15 protein-coding genes and 1 pseudogene are annotated in these 16,986 nt (G+C 72.5%); 11 read left to right on the forward strand and 5 right to left on the reverse strand.

Annotation, left to right across the window (positions count from 1 at the left end; all coding sequences use genetic code 11):
* From H1A17_RS14050 to H1A17_RS14060, 3 genes are all read left to right on the forward strand, one after another.
* On the forward strand, positions 1–881 hold an 881-nt coding region (locus tag H1A17_RS14050), incomplete at its 5' end, for a phosphatidate cytidylyltransferase (protein ID WP_194822041.1).
* Between the two features lie 104 nt (positions 882–985).
* Positions 986–2,161, forward strand: coding sequence for a 23S rRNA (adenine(2503)-C(2))-methyltransferase RlmN (gene rlmN, locus H1A17_RS14055; protein WP_145918378.1), 1,176 nt, complete (start codon positions 986–988; stop codon positions 2,159–2,161).
* Entirely contained in the window at positions 2,161–3,390 is a 1,230-nt protein-coding gene (locus H1A17_RS14060; protein ID WP_194822042.1) for a DivIVA domain-containing protein, read from the forward strand. Before rlmN ends, H1A17_RS14060 begins: the two co-directional genes overlap by 1 nt.
* Before the next feature lie 69 nt (positions 3,391–3,459).
* Here H1A17_RS14060 and H1A17_RS14065 read toward each other — a convergent pair whose 3' ends face one another.
* The gene (locus H1A17_RS14065; protein WP_088645513.1) at positions 3,460–3,681 is read right to left on the reverse strand and encodes a DUF2631 domain-containing protein; all 222 of its coding nucleotides are present in this window, start codon (positions 3,679–3,681) and stop codon (positions 3,460–3,462) included.
* 251 nt (positions 3,682–3,932) lie between these two features.
* On the opposite strand from H1A17_RS14065, the gene H1A17_RS14070 reads away from it, so the two are divergent.
* Together H1A17_RS14070 and H1A17_RS14075 are read left to right on the forward strand one after the other, a co-directional pair.
* The gene (locus H1A17_RS14070) at positions 3,933–5,513 is read left to right on the forward strand and encodes a Rieske 2Fe-2S domain-containing protein (protein WP_145918380.1); all 1,581 of its coding nucleotides are present in this window, start codon (positions 3,933–3,935) and stop codon (positions 5,511–5,513) included.
* 100 nt (positions 5,514–5,613) lie between these two features.
* Positions 5,614–6,288: a TMEM175 family protein gene (locus H1A17_RS14075; protein ID WP_145918381.1), complete on the forward strand. Its 675-nt coding sequence runs from the start codon at positions 5,614–5,616 to the stop codon at positions 6,286–6,288.
* A gap of 24 nt (positions 6,289–6,312) precedes the next feature.
* Here the strand turns inward: H1A17_RS14075 and H1A17_RS14080 are convergent, their stop codons facing one another.
* A complete protein-coding gene (locus H1A17_RS14080; RefSeq protein ID WP_194822043.1) occupies positions 6,313–7,914 on the reverse strand; it encodes an NAD(P)/FAD-dependent oxidoreductase in 1,602 nt (533 codons plus the stop codon).
* A 336-nt stretch (positions 7,915–8,250) separates the two neighbouring features.
* Here H1A17_RS14080 and H1A17_RS14085 point away from each other — a divergent pair, with 336 nt between their 5' ends.
* Positions 8,251–10,599 (forward strand): MMPL family transporter, encoded by a 2,349-nt coding sequence (locus H1A17_RS14085; RefSeq protein ID WP_145918383.1) that lies wholly within the window; start codon positions 8,251–8,253, stop codon positions 10,597–10,599.
* On the opposite strand, the pseudogene H1A17_RS34420 reads toward H1A17_RS14085, so the two are convergent.
* A pseudogene (locus tag H1A17_RS34420) lies at positions 10,548–11,381 on the reverse strand (YhjD/YihY/BrkB family envelope integrity protein); the annotation flags it as partial. The gene H1A17_RS14085 and the pseudogene H1A17_RS34420 sit on opposite strands and share 52 nt — an antisense overlap.
* A 51-nt stretch (positions 11,382–11,432) precedes the next feature.
* Here H1A17_RS34420 and H1A17_RS14090 point away from each other — a divergent pair.
* Entirely contained in the window at positions 11,433–12,002 is a 570-nt protein-coding gene (locus H1A17_RS14090; RefSeq protein ID WP_194822044.1) for a GNAT family N-acetyltransferase, read from the forward strand.
* A 337-nt stretch (positions 12,003–12,339) separates the two neighbouring features.
* Complete coding sequence (locus tag H1A17_RS14095) at positions 12,340–13,899, forward strand: polysaccharide lyase family 1 protein (RefSeq protein ID WP_194822045.1); 1,560 nt, start codon at positions 12,340–12,342, stop codon at positions 13,897–13,899.
* Between the two features lie 154 nt (positions 13,900–14,053).
* Here H1A17_RS14095 and H1A17_RS35825 read toward each other — a convergent pair whose 3' ends face one another.
* Together H1A17_RS35825 and H1A17_RS14105 are read right to left on the reverse strand one after the other, a co-directional pair.
* A complete protein-coding gene (locus H1A17_RS35825) occupies positions 14,054–14,218 on the reverse strand; it encodes a hypothetical protein (protein WP_370517013.1) in 165 nt (54 codons plus the stop codon).
* A gap of 257 nt (positions 14,219–14,475) precedes the next feature.
* Positions 14,476–14,736, reverse strand: coding sequence for a hypothetical protein (locus H1A17_RS14105; RefSeq protein ID WP_194822046.1), 261 nt, complete (start codon positions 14,734–14,736; stop codon positions 14,476–14,478).
* A 198-nt stretch (positions 14,737–14,934) separates the two neighbouring features.
* Between H1A17_RS14105 and H1A17_RS14110 the strand changes: the two genes are divergently transcribed.
* The 3 genes from H1A17_RS14110 (at position 14,935) to H1A17_RS14120 (ending at position 16,963) form a co-directional block, all read left to right on the forward strand.
* A complete protein-coding gene (locus tag H1A17_RS14110) occupies positions 14,935–15,741 on the forward strand; it encodes a helix-turn-helix transcriptional regulator (RefSeq protein WP_228543527.1) in 807 nt (268 codons plus the stop codon).
* Positions 15,732–15,941, forward strand: a complete 210-nt coding sequence (locus H1A17_RS14115) for a DUF397 domain-containing protein (protein WP_145918387.1) — start codon at positions 15,732–15,734, stop codon at positions 15,939–15,941. Before H1A17_RS14110 ends, H1A17_RS14115 begins: the two co-directional genes overlap by 10 nt.
* Before the next feature lie 302 nt (positions 15,942–16,243).
* Positions 16,244–16,963 carry a Uma2 family endonuclease gene (locus H1A17_RS14120; RefSeq protein ID WP_145918388.1) on the forward strand — a complete coding sequence of 240 codons (720 nt, stop codon included), beginning with the start codon at positions 16,244–16,246 and terminating at the stop codon, positions 16,961–16,963.
* The last annotated feature ends 23 nt before the right edge of the window (positions 16,964–16,986 follow it).

Raw genomic sequence — 16,986 nt, forward strand, 5'->3', positions numbered from 1 at the left:
GCCGGCGGTCCCCGGGGCGGCGGCGGGCCAGCGCCGACCGGCCGGCCACCCCGCAGCCGTCGACCGGCCGGGCCGGACGCAACCTGCCGGCCGCGATCGGGGTCGGTCTCGGGCTCGGCGCGCTGGTCCTGGTTCCGCTCTTCTTCTTCCTCCCCGGTTTCCTGGCCGTGCTGGCCGGCGCGATCGGGGTCGGCATCTGGGAGATGGCCCGCGCGGTCCGGCGCAGCGGCGCCCATCCGCCGCTGGTGCCGCTGCTCGCCGGTGGCGTGCTCACCATCGGGCTGGCCTGGTTCGCCGGCCCGGACGCGCTCAGCCTGGGCCTGCTGGTCACCGTGCTGGGCACGATGATCTGGCGGTTGGGTGACGGCCCGGCCGGTTTCCAACGGGACATCACCGCGGCCACCCTGATCGCGGTCTACGTGCCGTTCCTGGGCGGCTTCGCGGCGATGCTCGCGGCGGCCCCCGGCGACGGCCACCTGCGGGTGCTGGTCACCGTGGTCGGTGTGGTGCTCTCCGACACCGGCGGGTACGCCGCCGGGGCGAACTTCGGCAAGCACCCGATGGCGCCCCGGATCAGCCCGAAGAAGTCCTGGGAGGGGTTCGCCGGTTCGGTGGTCGCCGCGGCCGCCGGCAGTGCCCTGCTGATCTGGCTGCTCTTCGACGTGGCCCCCTGGTGGGGCGCGCTGTTCGGGGTGGCGGTCTCGGTGGCGGCGGTGCTGGGCGACCTCGCCGAGTCGATGATCAAGCGGGATCTGGGCGTGAAGGACATGAGCAGCCTGTTGCCGGGGCACGGGGGGCTGATGGACCGGCTGGACTCGATCCTGTTCGCCGTACCCACCGCCTATCTGCTGCTGGCGGTCCTCGTGCCGGTGGTGGGCTGAGGGATGAATCACGCCGTGCCACCCGGGCGGTCCCGGCGGTGGGGGCCGATTCGGCACCTCCGGACGGGCGGCTGCGGCACACGGCGTGACAGACTGGACCAGCCATGACGAGCCTGCCTGTGATCCCCGTTGACCCCGACGCCCCCGGCCGCCGCCCGGCGATGCCTCCCCGGCACCTCGCCGATCTCGATCTGCCGGGCCGCAGGGCGCTCGTCACCGAGCTGGGCGAGCCGGCCTTCCGGGCCCGGCAGATATCCCACCACTACTTCGGTCGGCTGGTCCGCGATCCGGCCGGGATGACCGACCTGCCGGCGGCCAGCCGGGACCGGCTGGCCGGGGCGCTGCTGCCCCGGCTGCTCACCCCGGTCGGTGAGCTGGCCTGCGACGACGGCGCCACCCGCAAGGCGCTGTGGCGGCTGCACGACGGTTCGCTGGTGGAGAGCGTGCTGATGGGCTACCCGGACCGGGTCACCGTCTGCATCTCCAGCCAGGCGGGGTGCGGCATGGCCTGCCCGTTCTGCGCCACCGGCCAGGCCGGGCTGACCCGGAACCTCTCCGCCGCCGAGATCGTCGACCAGGCGGTCTACCTGGCCGGGGTCGCCGCCTCGGGCGCGGTGGCCGGGTCGCCGCCCCGGCTGTCCCACGTCGTGTTCATGGGCATGGGTGAGCCGTTGGCCAACTACTCCCGGGTCGTCACGGCGATCCGACGGCTGGTCGCGCCGGCCCCGGAGGGGCTGGGTCTGTCGCAGCGTCACATCACCGTCTCCACGGTCGGCCTGGTGCCGGCCATCCGCCGACTGGCCAGCGAAGACCTCTCGGTGACCCTTGCGTTGTCGCTGCACGCGCCCGATGATGAGCTGCGCGACGAACTCGTGCCGGTCAACCAGCGCTGGAAGGTAGCCGAGGTGCTGGACGCAGCGTGGGACTACGCGGCGACGACGGGGCGCCGGGTGTCGATCGAGTACGCGATGATCAAGGACGTGAACGATCAACCGTGGCGGGCCGACCTGCTCGGACGCCTGTTGGCCGGACGGTCGGCGCACGTCAACCTCATCCCGCTCAATCCGACTCCGGGCAGCCGGTGGGACGCCAGCGCCAAGCCGGTGGAGCGGGAGTTCGTCCGGCGGTTGCGCGAGTCCGGCGTCTCCACCACGGTGCGTGACACCCGGGGGCGCGAGATCGACGGTGCGTGCGGGCAGTTGGCTGCCGCGGGCGACAGTGACAGCGAGGCGCCGCGTGGGGCGCGACCGGGCGTAGCGGTACGAGACCAGGAGACATAGTGGCGAGTCAGGGTCAGCGTTTCCGGCGTAAGGCGCTCCGCCGGGGCTACAAGGTCGACGAGGTCGACGCCTTCCTGGATCGGGTGGAGGCGACCCTCGCCGGTCAGCCGGTCGGTGCTCCGGTGGCGTCCCAGGAGGTCCACGACGTCGTCTTCCGGGTCCGCTTCAACGGTTACGACGAGTGGCAGGTCGACCTGCACCTGGACCGGGTGGAGCGGCAGCTGGCCGAGCTGGAGGAACGGTCCGCCCCGAGCGGTCGCGGTGCCGACCCGCGTGGCGGCGACCGGCTCGCCCCGCCGATGCGTGACGACCACCGGGGCCTCCCCCAGGCCCCGCCGCCGATGTCGCCGCGCGCCATGCCGGCGCAGCCCGGCCCGCCCGACCAGTACGGCAGCCGTTACGACGAGCCGACCGGTGCCTTCGCCGGTGGCTACGACGCGCCGCGTGGCGGGTACGACGCCCCGCGCGGCCAGCTGGGGCCGGGCCCCGGCGGGCCGATGGGCCCCGGTCCGGGTGCTCCGATGGGGCACGGTGGCCCGCCGCCGCGTGGCCTGCCGGCCGGTCCGGGCAGTGGCTACGGCCCCCCCGACGAGCAGCGTTTCGACGGGTTCGAGGCCGGTCGGCACGGCCGTGCCGACATGACCGCCGAGATCCGGATGCCGGAGCGGGACCGGATGTCGGACCGCGACCGGATGCCCGAGCGGGACCGCATGCTGGACCGGATGCCGGAGCGGGACCGCATGTTGGACCGGGACCGGATGCCCGAGCACGACCGGATGCCGGAGCGGGACCGCATGCTGGAGCGCGACCGGATGCCCGAGCGCGACCCCCGGGACATGCGTGGCCGGGGCCCGGCCGGCCCACCGTCGATGCCGCCGCAGCCGCTGGGTGGTCCGCCGATGGGTGGCCCGCCCGCGCCGATGGGTCCGCCGGTGGGTGGGCCGCCGATGGTGGGCCCGCCGATGGCCGGCCCGCCGGGCAGCGAGCTGTACCGGGTCGACCAGATCCGGCGCAGCTTCCAGGTGCGCCGGTTCGGCAGCGGGTACGACCCGGACCAGGTGGACCGGTTCTTCGAGAGCCTGCTCGGTGGGATGCAGGGCCGCAACCAGATGCCGGTGAACCCGAAGGACCTGGACACGTTGCGCTTCGGGCTGGTGCCGGGCGGCTACTTCGAGGCCGAGGTCGACGCCGCGCTCAAGGACGTGCAGGACATCCTCTTCGGCCGGTGATCCACCACGCGTGACGAGGGCCCGCCCCCGGTCGGGGGCGGGCCCTCGTGACATCCCGGGGGCGGTGCGTCAGGAGCGCAGCCCGCTGCGCCGCAGCACGGCGTCACCGACGACGATCGCCAGCAACAGCACGGCCAGGCCGACCAGCCAGATGTCCTCGACCTTGCCCTCGTGGTTGCCGCACAGCATCGCCAGCAGCGCCAACGCGGAGAGCACCGCGCCGATCCGCCCGGCCTTGCGGTGCCCGGGCCTGTGCTGATCTGGCGCGGTTACCGGCTCGCTTCCTGCCACTGTCGGTCCTTCCCTCGCGATCGGATCTCCGGTTAGTCTGGCACGCCCCGCCCCGGGCCCGGTGCGGGGTCCGCCCTGCTGGGAGCGCGGTGCGGCGCGGGCCCACACCGCCGGGTGGGGTCGGCCACCCGGGCCGAAGGTCCCCTTCCCGGCGGGGCGGGTCGGCTCTACCGGCGTCGCGGGCCGTCGACCACACTGCCTCCGGTAGCGTTCTGACGTACACCTTGATTGTCTGTTTGAGGGGGACTGCGGTGCGAGTGACCGGTACGGGACACGCCAGCATGCGGATCGACACGGCTGCGGGCAGCATCCTGTGCGACCCGTGGGTCAATCCGGCCTACTTCGCCTCGTGGTTCCCGTTCCCCGACAACTCCCTGCTCGACTGGGAGACCCTGGGCCGGGTCGACTACCTGTACGTGTCGCACCTGCACCGGGACCACTTCGACGCCAAGCACCTACGCGAGTTCGTGAGCAAGGACGCCACCGTCCTGCTGCCCGAGTTCCCCACCTCGGAGATGGAGGACGAGCTGCGGGCGCTGGGCTTCACGAAGTTCCTGCGGGCGCCCAACGAGCAGGTGGTGGAGCTGGACGGCGGCCTGAAGATCATGATCCAGGCGTTGACCAGCCCGACCGACGGCCCGATCGGCGACTCGTCGCTCTGGGTGGAGTACGACGGGGTCCGGTTGCTCAACCAGAACGACGCCCGGCCCACCGACCTGACCGTCTTCGCCGAACTGGGCCACGTGCACGCGCACCTGCTCCAGTTCTCCGGCGCGATCTGGTACCCGATGGTCTACGAGCTGCCGCAGGCGGCGAAGACCGCGTTCGGCAAGCAGAAGCGGGAGCGGCAGTTCGACCGGACCTGGCGCTACATCGACGACCTGAAGGCCGACCACGTCTTCCCGATCGCCGGCCCGCCGTGCTTCCTCGACGACGCGTTGTGGCAGTTCAACGACATCCACGGCGACGAGGGCAACATCTTCCCGGACCAGTCGGTGTTCCTGTCGGAGTACGCGAAGGTCGGCGGCACCAACGGCATCGTGCTGCTGCCGGGCAGCGTCGCCGAGGTGACCACCTCCGGCGCGACCACCACCCACCCGCAGCCGGTCGAGGAGTTCTTCGCGAACAAGAAGGCCCACCTGGAGGAGATGCGGGAGCGTAAGCGCCCGGTCATCGAGGCCGAGAAGGCGTCCTGGCGGCACCCCGAGATCGACGTGCTGGCCGGGATGAAGCGCCGGATCGAGCCGCTGCTCGACGAGTCGATCTACCTGGCCAAGGGGGTCGGCGGCCCGGTCCGTTTCGACCTGGTCGGCTACGACGGTTCCGAGGTCGAGTCGATCGTGGTGGACTTCCCCGGCAAGCAGGTCCGGCCGTACGCCGACGAGAAGGTCCGGTACCGGTTCCGTACCGAGCGGGCGCTGATCGAGCACCTGCTGCACATCGACGAGGTCGACTGGGTCAACTCGCTCTTCCTGTCCTGCCGCTTCTCGGCGGCCCGGATCGGGCAGTACAACGAGTTCGTGTACGCCTTCTTCAAGTGCCTGTCCACCGAGCGCCTCCAGTACGCCGAGGGCTGGTACGACGAGCACGAGCGGGCCGTCGACGCCGAGGACGTCACCCTGGGTGATTGGGTGGTGCAGCGCCGCTGCCCGCACCTCAAGGCGGACCTGACCCGGTTCGGCATCGTCGACGGTGACCAGCTCACCTGCCAGCTGCACGGCTGGAAGTTCGACCTGCCGTCCGGCCGCTGCCTGACCAGCGTCGGCCACAAGATCCGCGCCGCCCGGGTGGACGCGGAGACCCCGGCCCCGGCCGGCGAGCCGGTCAACTGACCCAGTTCCCGCCCCACCACCCCCCTTTTGCGGCGACCATGACAGGGTGCCGGGCCGCACCGGCCGGCACCGTCATGACCGACAGGGCGGGTGGGGCGGGGTGGGGGACGAGGAGGAGGAGTACGAGTTCGGGCACCGGCGGGAGAAGGAGCGGGACGCCTCGCGGGTGGAGGCGTTCAGCGACGCGGTGATCGCGATCGTGCTCACCCTGATGGCGGTGGAACTGCTCCAACTCAGCCCGCAGCGGCCCGAGGGTCAGGAGCTGCCGGACGCGCTGTTCCACGAGTGGCCCGCCTACCTGGCGTACGTGATCACGTTCGTGATCGTCGGGCAGGTCTGGTTGACCCACCACAACATGTGGCGGTACGTCGTCCGGGTCGACCAACTGCTGCTCGTCCTCAATCTGCTGTTGCTGCTGTTCGTGGCGGCCATTCCGTTCGCGGCCAGCCTGCTCGCCGACAACCTGCGGGGCACCGTCGCCGACCAGCGGCTGACCGCCGCGCTCTACGTGGGCACGGTGCTCGGTGAGGCGCTGTTCTTCAACCTGAGCTGGTGGTGGGCCCGCCGCCGTCGGCTGCTCGATCCGGGGCTGGACCCCCGGCTGGCCCGCGCCGTGGCCCGCCGCTTCCTGCTCGGCCCGGTGCTGTACGTGGTCGCGTTCGGCATCTCCTTCGTCGACCCGGTGCTCAGCCTCGCGGCGTACTTCCTGCTCACCGGGCTCTACCTGATCCGGGGTCCGGGCGACCTGCCGTCCTCCCGCCCGGCCCCCGCCTGAGCGGGGGCGCGGGCCGGTCGGGTGTCAGCGGCCGAGGTCGGCGAGGATGCGCCGGGCGGCGTTGTGGCCGGCCGCGCCGATCACGCTGCCGGCCGGGTGGCAGCCGGCGCTGCCCGCGTACACGCCGTCGACGCCGGTGGCGTACGGCATCCGGTCGGTGAACGAGACGGTGTTGTCGACGTGGTGGATGTGCCCGCCGGTGATGCCGAAGTGCGCCTCGATGCCGGGCGGCGGCAGCGGCACCGCGTCGGCGATCAGGTCACCGGTGCCGGGGGCGTACCGTTCGCAGATCTCCACCAGCCGGGTGACGTAGCCGGGCAGCGCGGTGTCCCAGTCGGTGCCGGCCAGCTCGTAGGGCACCGACTGGACGAACAGCGCCGACGAGTGGTGCCCGGCCGGGTCGGACAGCGACGGGTCGACGGTGGTGTGCAGGTACCACTCGATGGTCGGCTCGTCGGGCAGCCGCCCGGCCCGCACGTCGGCCCACATCGCCCGCAGCGCCGCCATCGGCGACTCGCCGCCCGCCCCGACCAGCGACGCCGACCCGGGCAGCAGGTGGATGGTGGAGCCGAACGGGCTGGGCGCGTCCGCCGGCAGGCAGGAGAACCGGGGCAGCCCGGTCAGCGCCAGGTTGAGCTTGAGGGTGGTGCCGGGCCGGCGGACCGCCGCCATCCGCGCGCCCAGCTCCGCCGGCAGCGCGCCGTCGGGCACCAGCTCCATCAGCCGGTACGGGTCGCACGCGCCGAGCACCACCTCGGCGGCGACCTCCCGCCCGTCGGCGAGCCGGACGCCGGAGGCCGCGCCCCCGGACAGGGTGACGGCCTCGACCGGGGTGCCGGTCAGGATGGTCGCCCCGGCGGCGCGGGCGGCCTCGGCGAAGGTGCGGGAGACGGTGCCCATGCCCCCCTCGGCGATCATCCAGGTGCCGTCCGAGCCGGGCAGCCGGCACATGTTGTGCACGAGGAAGTTGTGGCCGGTGCCGGGGTCGTCCGGGCCGGCGTTCAGGCCGGACAGCCCGTCGGTGACCGCGTACATGCTGACCAGCAGCTCGGAGCGGAAGTCGAAGCGGGCCAGGTAGTCGGCGACGGAACCACGGACCAGGTCGACGAAGACCTCCCGCAGCTCGGGGCGGACGTAGCGGTCGGCGGTCTGCTCCACCGGCAGCGGCTCGGCCAGCCAGGCCGGGGCCAGGTCGGTGCGGAGCTGCGCCAGCTCGGCCTGGAGCGCGTCGTCGGCGGCCACGTCGGCGGGGGAGAAGAACTCGGTGAGCTGCCGCCGGGTCGCGGCGGTGTCACTGCCGAACAGCAGGTACGGCGCACCGGGCCCGCCCGGGGTGGGCAGGAAGTAGTGCGGGTCGCGGCGCAGCACGGGGATGCGGACGTCGAGGGTGGCGAGCAGTTCCGGCGGCATCAGCCCCAGCAGGTACGACCCGGTGGAGTGGCGCAGCGCGGGCACCTTCGGGAACGGGTTCTCGGTACGGGTGGCCCCGCCGATCACCTCCGCCGCCTCCAGCACCAGCACGTCCAGCCCGGCACGGGCCAGCAGGACGGCGGAGACCAGCCCGTTGTGCCCCGATCCGACGATCACGACGTCGGCGCGGGACGGCAGCTCACTCGCATCGCTCATGCCTGCGCAGCCTAGTGCGGTGCGCGGTGTGACGTCTGCCGGCTCGACCGGCGGGACCGGTCGGCAGGGTCGGCCGGCTGGCCCGGGTCGGCCGGGTGTCGGCACCATCAGGCGCGGAACGCGGTATGCCTGTGCGGCATGAGTATGCCGCACAGGCATACCGGTCACCACGGGAAGCGGTGCCCCTCCCGATCCGGCAACCGGGGAGAGGCCGGGCCGGCCCGTCGAACGTGAACGGTTGTTGCGATAGTGGACGTCGATCGCTGAGGGGCGGTCCCGGTGGGCGGCCCGGGTGCGGGTGACGGCGGGTCGGCGGGTCGACGAGGGGAGAGGCCGATGTTCGCCTGGTGGGGGCGGGTGGTGGTGCGCGCCCGGTGGGCGGTGCTGGCCGTCGCCGGGGTGCTGATCGCCGTCGGGGCGACCTGGGGCACCGGGGTGTTCGGCGAGCTGAGCGGGGGTGGCTTCGACGACCCGTCGAGCGAGTCCAGCCGGACCGTGCAGCGGGTCACCGCCGAACTCGGCCGGCAGGGTGCCGACGTGATCGTCCTGTGGTCCAGCGACACCGTCACCGTCGAGGACCCGCAGTTCCGTGACCCGGTCACCTTCACGGTGGCCGGGCTGCGTCAGCGCGCCGAGGTGGCCGAGGTGACCACCTGGTACGACGCGCCCGCGCCCGCGCTGGTCGCCACCGACCACCGGGCCACCTACGCGCTGGTCAAGCTCACCGGCGGCGACGAGGACGCCCGCTCGGCGCAGTTCGCGGCGCTGCGTCCCGCGCTGGACGCGCCCGGTCTGCGCACCGACGTCGGCGGGCTGGTGGCGTTCCAGGAGGCGGCCACCACCCAGAGCACCGAGGACGTCACCCGGGCCGAGTTGCTGTCGATGCCGGTGCTGCTGGTGCTGCTCGTGTTGATCTTCGGTGGGCTGGTCGCCGCCGGCACCCCGCTGCTCGTCGGCGGGCTGGCCATCCTCGGCGCGTTCCTCGCGGTACGCCTGGTCAACCTGGTCACCGACGTGTCGATCTTCGCGATCAACGTGATCACCCTGATCGGCCTCGGGATGGCGGTCGACTACGCGCTGTTCATCGTCAGCCGGTTCCGGGAGGAACTGGCCGCCGGCCGGTCCACCGCCGAGGCGATCCGCCGCACGATGCTCACCGCCGGCCGGACCGTCTTCGTCTCCGGGCTCACCGTCGCGCTCGCCATGGCCAGCCTGCTGATCTTCCCGCAGCCGTTCCTGCGGTCGATGGGCTTCGGCGGGATGGCCGCCGTGCTGATCGCCATGCTGGCCGCGCTCACCGTGCTGCCGGCCCTGCTGGTGGTGCTCGGCCACCGGGTGGACGCGGTGCGCGTACCGCTGCCGTGGCGGCGGGGGTCGCGGGGTGCGCGGCGGGCGGCGGGTGAGCCCGGCGGCGCCTGGGCCCGGATCGCGCGCAGCGTGATGCGCCGGCCGGCGTTGTACCTGGTGGGGGTCGCGGTGCTGCTCGGCGTGCTGGCCACCCCGTTCGCGCGGATCACCTTCGGCGGGGTCGACGAGCGGGTGCTGCCGGCGGACGCCGCGCCCCGGGTGGTTTCCGAGCGGATCGCCGCCGAGTTCCCCGGCGGCACGATCGCCCCGGTCGAGGTGCTGGTCTCCGGCGCGCCGGCCGATGCGGTACGCCCGTTCGCCGACCGGATCGCGGCGGTGCCCGGGGTGACCGGGGTGCAGGTCACGGCGGCGAAGGGGGAGTCCACCCTGCTGTCGGTGAGCTACCCGGGGGAGCCGACCGGCGACGCCGCCCGGGACGTGGTGCGGGCGCTGCGCGACCTGCCCGGCCCGGACGGGGCGCAGGTGCTGGTCGGCGGGCGGCCCGCCGCCGACGTCGACCTGCTGGACAGCCTCGGCGACCGGCTGCCGTGGATGGCCCTGCTGATGGCCGGCGCGACCCTGCTGCTGCTCTTTCTCGCCTTCGGCTCGGTGGTGCTGCCGGTCAAGGCGGTGCTGATGAACCTGCTGTCGATCGGCGCGTCGTTCGGCGTGGTGGTCTGGATCTTCCAGGACGGGCACCTGTCCGGCCTGCTCGGTTTCACCTCCACCGGGTTCATCGAGCCGAGCAACCTCATCCTCATGCTCGCGGTGCTGTTCGGGCTGGCCACCGACTACGAGGTGTTCCTGCTCAGCCGGGTCCGCGAGGAGTGGGACCGCACCGGCGACAACACCGCCTCGGTCGCCGCCGGCCTGCAACGCACCGGTCGGATCATCACCGCCGCCGCGCTGTTGCTGATCATCGTGGTGGCCGGCTTCACCACCGGCGGGATGGCCTACATCAAGCTGATCGGCGTCGGCATGATCGTGGCGATCGTGGTGGACGCGACCCTGGTCCGGGCGCTGCTCGTGCCGGCCACCATGCGGCTGTTGGGCCGGTGGAACTGGTGGGCCCCGGCACCCCTGGCCCGGTTCTGGGCCCGCTACGGCCTGCGCGAGACCGACGAGCCGGCGGCGTCGCCGACCCCCGACGGGTCGGGGCCCGCGGTGTCGGAGCCGGCGGTCCCGGCCTCCGGGGTGGTCCCGACGGCCGGGTCGGACGCCGCGGGGTGGTTCGCCGTCGCGGACCGGGACGTCCCGACGGCGTCGGAACCGGACGCCGACCCGGAGGCGGCGGCGCGGCGGGCCCGCCAGCGGGACAACGCGAGGGTGGCCGAGTAGCCGGCCAGCACGATCACGTGGAACAGGTAGAGCCAGAGCAGCACCGCGACGCCGGCCCCGACCGGGTCGAAACCACCGAACGGCACCCCGAGATCCAGTGGGAGCGAACAGAACAGCACGAAGCCGTGCAGGAAGCCGGAGAGGTTGGCGGCGGTGAACGAGCCGACCGCCAACGTCGACAGCCAGTCCGGTGAGGCCGGCCCGACCACCCGGAACACCCACATCAGCACCGGGGTGAGCACCAGCCACACCGCCAGGAACGACAGCACGATGCCCAGGGCGGCGACCCAGCCGCCCTGCCGGATCAGCCGGGTGGTGGTGGGCAGCGCGATGAGGATCGACAGCAGCAGGGCCGGGGCGGGGGCGAGCAGCGGCAGCAACAGCAACCGCCCCCGCCAGCCCACCAGTGACTCGTCCGGGTTGGGTGCGGTGGCCACCGAGACGAACGCCCGGCGCAGCCCCTCACCGTAGAGCGAGGCGGGCAGCAGGGAGGCCAGCGCCAGTAGCGGGGTCAACTGCACCCCGGCGTTGACCAGCGCGTCCACCGCCTCGGGGGCACCGATCGCGTCCGGCAGCGTCTCCACGGCGTACGCGGTGAGCTGGCGCACCCGGTCGGCGCCGGCCACCAGCGAGGTCAGCCAGATCGCCAGCAGGGCCACCGGCACCACGGCGATCGCCCCGTAGAAGGTGATCGCGGCGGCGTGCAGGGAGAGGTCCCGTCCCCGTACCGGCTGGAACGCGGCGCTGGTGATCCGCTTCGTACGCTGCCATGCGTCGCCCATCGCGATGTTCTTCCCCCGATCCTCCTGCGGCACGCATTACGATCCCGCGTCATGACCGTGCTCACCACCGCCCGGCTGATCCTGCGGAACTGGACCGACTCGCCGGCCGACCTGGCCCGGATCTTCGACCTCTACTCCCGCAACGAGGTGGTGCGCTGGCTGGGCGCGGCCCCCGGCCTGCCGTTGACCGAGCCGGGGCAGGCGGCCGGCCGGCTGGCGCTCTGGCGGGCCCGGCACGCCGGGCACGGCGACCGGTACGGCACCTGGGCCGTGCAGGTGCGCGGGACCGGCCTGGTGGCCGGCACGATCCTGCTCAAGCCGCTGCCCGGCCGGGACGGGCGCGTGCCCACCGACGACATCGAGGTGGGCTGGCACCTGCACCCGGACTCGTGGGGCCACGGTTACGCCACCGAGGCGGCCCGCGCCCTGGTCGACCGGGAACTCACCACCGGCACCCCCCAGGTGTACGCGGTGGTGGCCCCCGGCAACGTGGCGTCGATGGCGGTGGCCCGCCGGCTCGGCATGGAACACCTGGGCCGCCGCACCGACTGGTACGGCGGCGAGGAGTTGGAGACCTTCGTCCGCCGGGCGCTGCCGCCGGGTGCACCAGGCGGTCATTAGCCGCAATCCGGACGACATCTTGCGGTATCGATAGACGCCGCCCTATTCTCGCTTGTGGAAAGCGCTTTCCAGATGCTCAGTGCGGGTGCCCCGGTGAGTTCCGCTGCCGCCGGAGGCACCAGTTCGCCGTGCGCGGCAGCACGGCGAGCGGTTCGATCCGGCACACCGGCGCAGGCACCCCTGGCCGACCGGCGACTCCGCCTGACGGCCGCGAACGCCCGGCCCGTCCCCGGTGCGCAGAGGTCCAACAGGATCACCATCATCACCGCCGTCCGGCCGGGCACCACACCACCCGGCAGCGGCACCACCACCAGGTAATGAGAAAGGTGACGCGAGGATGAGACGACCAGTTGCACGACGAGTCCAGGCGGGGCTGGCCACGGCCGCCGTCGGTGCCGCGATCTGCGTGGCCCTGCCGGTGCACCAGGCGTCGGCGGCGGCCGGCAGCGCCAGCGGCTACGCCACCCAGAACGGCGGCACCACCGGCGGCGCGGGCGGGCAGACCGTACGGGCCAGCACCGGCACCGCGATCCACGCGGCGCTGTGCAACCGGGCCAGCAGCAGCACCCCGATCGTCATCGAGGTGCAGGGCACGATCAACCACGGCAACACCACGAAGGTCTCCGGCAGCAGCTGCAACACCGCCGCCGACAAGATCGAGCTGAAGGAGATCAGCAACGTCACGATCGTCGGGGTCGGCAGCGGGGCGGTCTTCGACCAGCTCGGCATCCACCTCCGCGACTCCCGCAACATCATCATCCAGAACGTGACCGTCCGGAACGTCAAGAAGTCGGGCTCGCCCATCTCCAACGGCGGCGACGCCATCGGCATGGAGAGCAGCGTGCGCAACGTCTGGGTCGACCACGTCACGCTGGAGGCGTCGGGTGGCGAGTCGGAGGGCTACGACGGGCTGTTCGACATGAAGGACGACGTCCAGTACGTGACCCTGTCGTACAGCATCCTGCGCAACTCCGGCCGGGGCGGCCTGATCGGCTCCAGCGAGAGCGACCGGGGCAACGGCTTCGTCACCTTCCACCACAACCTCTACCAGAACATCGACTCCCGTACGCCGCTGCTGCGGGGCGGGATCGCGCACATCTACAACAACTCGTACGTGCAGTTGAACGAGTCGGGAATCAACTCGCGGGCCGGCGCGCGGGCCAAGGTGGAGAACAACTACTTCAAGAACTCCCGGGACGTGCTGGGCACCTTCTACACCAGCGAGGCCGGCTACTGGCAGGCCAGCGGCAACATCCTGGACAACGTGACCTGGTCCTCGCCCGGCAGCGAGACCAACCCCGCCGGCCCGAACATGCCGTCGAACACCAGCGTCAGCATCCCGTACTCGTACCGCCTCGACGGGGCGAGCTGCGTGCCGGACATCGTCCGGCAGACGGCCGGCGCGAACACCGGCCTCAAGGAGTCCACCGGGAACTGCACGCCGACCACCCCGAACCCGACCACCCCGGCCCCGACCACGCCCGCGCCGACCACACCGGCCCCGACCACCCCGCCGCCCACCAGCACCCCCGGCGGGACCAACCTCAGCATCGGCGCCGGCTCCGACGGCTCCAGCAAGGCCAGCGGTACGAGCTACGGCGACGTGCGGGACGGCAACCTGAGCACCTTCTGGTCGCCCGCCGGGTCGACCGGTGACATCTCGATCAAGTGGGGCTCCGCGACCAGCATCTCCTCGATCAACATCCGGGAGGCGTCCGGGTCGGCCGGCAGCGTCACCTCCTGGCAGGTCCTCAACGGGGACACCGGCGCGGTGCTGGCCTCCGGCAGCCGGGCCGGCGTGATCACCTTCGCCCGGACCTCGCTGAAGAAGGTCACCTTCCGGATCAACAGCTCTGCTGCCACCCCGAAGGTCGCCGAGTTCGAGACCTACGCCTGACCGTCGTCCCCGGGGCCGGTCCCGGGCGGTGATCGCCTTCCTCCAGCCGCCGTGGGTCCGAGCCAGGCCCGTCGAAGCGGTGATCAACTCAATGGGGCTGATGTAGGGGTGTCCGATCGGCCTGGACACCCCCACATCGGCCCCGTTGTGATGATCAACCCTCTCCCGAGGTCGCGGGCGACGCCCCGGGCGGTGGCCGGTCGTGGCGGGTCCAGGCGAGGAAGCGGGCGAAGTAGGCGGCCGGGTCGACCGTGCCGGTGCCGACCCGCAGCGCATCGGTGATCGCGTCGTGCATGAGCAGGCACAGGTGGATCGCCAACGCCGGCCGGTCGTGGGCGTACTCCCGGCGGAGGCTCAGCTTGGCCGGCTGGCAGGGCCACGGGGCGGCGCAGGCCCGGCACCGCCAGGCCGGCCGGGCGGCGACGTGCCGTCCGGCACCGTCCGGCCGGACCGCCGCCGGTCGCCCCCGCCGCGTGTCGTCCGTCAGCGGAGTCGCCGCCGATTGCCTTCGTTGCGCGTCGTCCGCCAGTGGGGTGGCTGTCGGTCGCCTTTGCCGCGCGCGGTGCTCCGGCGGGGTCACCGGTGGCGGCCGTTCGCCCGGCCGGCCTGACCCCGGGTGACCAGGCCCGCCGCGCCCACCCAGTAGACGGCGGTGGGGCCGTTCCACCGGGGGTGTCGGGGCGCGGGCAACGGGGGTGGTGGCGGTTCCCGCAGCGGTACGCCGGCCAGCCGGTCCGGGCACGGCCAGCGCAGCCCGCAGGTGCAGTACCGGCCCCACCGGGACCAGTCCCGCCGGTGCCGGGGCGTCGTCGGTACGGGCCTGTCGCGCTTCCTCATCCGCCTATTCCTTCCGCCTGCGCTGCCGCGCCCCGGACGCCTTGCCGGGGCCACCAGCGACCTGCCGCCTGTTCACACTCTGCTGTGGACGCGACTACTGTCGGAAGACGGCGCGGGACCTCAGCGTCGGTTGTGCCGACCGGGTCCGGGCAGGTGGCCGGCGCTGGCAGCGAGTGGCAGACGTGTGGTGGAGGTGTGATGACCGGCGGACCGATGTCGACCCTGGAATTCCTCGGCGCGGAGTTGCGCCGGGCGCGCAGGGAACGCGGGCTGAGCCAGGAGGATCTGGCCCAGCAGATCAGCTACTCGTCGTCGCTGGTGGGCATGGTGGAGATCGGCCACCGGACGCCGTCGCAGGACTTCATCACCCGCGCGGACGCCGCCCTGGAGGCCGGCGGCCTCTTCGAGCGGCTGCTCGCCCTGGTCCGCGCCGACTCCGCACCCCCGTGGCTGCGCGAGTGGATCAGCGTGGAGCGGGAGGCGACCTTGATCCGCTGGTTCGAGCCCTCCCTCATCCCCGGCCTCCTGCAAACCGAGGCGTACGCCCGCGCGGTGCTGCACGGCGGTGGAATGCTCCGGGAGAGTGAGGTCGAGCAGCGTGTCTCCTCCCGAATGGAACGGCAGACCGTGCTGACCCGGGAGCACCCGCCTGAGGTGGTGGCAGTGATCGACGAAACGGTGTTGCGCCGGGCGATCGGTGAGCCCGCGGTGATGGTCGAGCAGTTCGAGCATCTGTTGCGGCTGACCGAGCACTCGCACATCAGCCTGCACGTGGTGCCGGCGGATGCGGGGATGCACGCCGGGCTGGCCGGCCCGTTCATCCTGGTCCGCGTGCCCGACGGCGGAGAGGTGGCGCATCTGGACAGCGCGCTGCGCGCTCACATCACGGACCGGCCGGATGACGTTGATAGCCTTCAGCGCAGATGGGAGAGCCTTCGCGGCGAAGCACTGCCACGCAGGGCGTCCTGGGATCTCATACGGGAGTTGGCGAAGTCATGGACTTGAGCGGCGCAGTCTGGCGCAAGTCGACCCGCAGCGACAACGGTGGCTCCACCTGTGTGGAGGTGGCGACGAATCTGCCGCAGGTGGTCGGGGTGCGGGACAGCAAGGACCGGGGCGGCCCGGTGTTGACCTTCGCCCCCGCCGCCTGGGCCGGCTTCGTCGCCGCGACCCGCTCGGGTGACCTGAACTCCGCCCGCACCTGAGCCGTACCGCTGCCGAAGCGCCCACCGTCGGCGGCTCGGCGGTGTCGCGGCGCACCGACGCCGGGGTGGTCACCCGTCACCGCGACGAGGCCCGCCGCGCCCGCCCCGACGTGGTGATCGACTCAGTTGGGCCGATGTGGGGGCGTCCACGCTGCCCGGACACCCCCACATCGGCCCCGTCGTTTTGATCAACGCGGGCGGGCAGGTGTAGGGAGACGCACTGGCGGTGCGACGGGCGGCTCCGGGGGCTGCGGCGATTAGGCTGGGACCAGCAGGATGTTCCGCTGAGGGGGTGAGCCCGGATGGCCCAGGCCGCATTCGCGCCCGAGCCGGCACCGCAGTCGCCCGACCCGACGTCCCCGTCGACCGGGTCGGTCGACCGGCCGACCGGGCCGTCGTTCGACGTGCTGCGCTGGCACGACGAGCCGTGGACCGCCCAGCTCGCCCTCGACCTGTTGCCGGAGACCAACGGTCCCAAGGTTGAAGTCCTGAGCGGAAGCGTGATCGTGACCCCACATGCCGGATACGACCATCAGAACGCCGAGTTGGATCTGGCCTACCTGCTCAAGCAGGCGGCCCGCCGGGAAAAACTGTGGCTGTACGCCGAGGCCAACATCGTTTCCGGTGCCGACCTCTTCATTCCGGACATCGTGATCCTCGACGTTCCCGGTGGCGGGCGGACGACGATGGACATCGGCCACGCCGTGCTGCTTGGTGAGGTCGTCTCCCCGGGTAACAGGCGTAAGGACGTGATCGACCGGCCCCGTGAGTACGCCGCCGCCGGTGTCCCGTTCTTCCTCCGCGTCGACCTGCGTAACCGGGTGCCCACCATCGCGCTCTTCGAGTTGACCGACGGGGAGTACCGGCCGGTCGCGGCGGCTGCCGCCGGGACGACGTTCGTCATGCGGCAGCCCTTCGCGTTCAGTATCGATCCGGCCGACCTGCTGGGCGAGGAGGCACCGGTCGAGGAGGCGGAACCGCTGGGGCAGGGGTCGGGCGCGGAGGGCGACGTCGAGGGGTGAGGCTCCCAGCCGGCGCACAGCGC

The organism is Micromonospora sp. S-DT3-3-22, assembly GCF_015354745.1.
In the GTDB taxonomy this organism is placed as follows: Bacteria; Actinomycetota; Actinomycetes; order Mycobacteriales; family Micromonosporaceae; genus Micromonospora; species Micromonospora wenchangensis.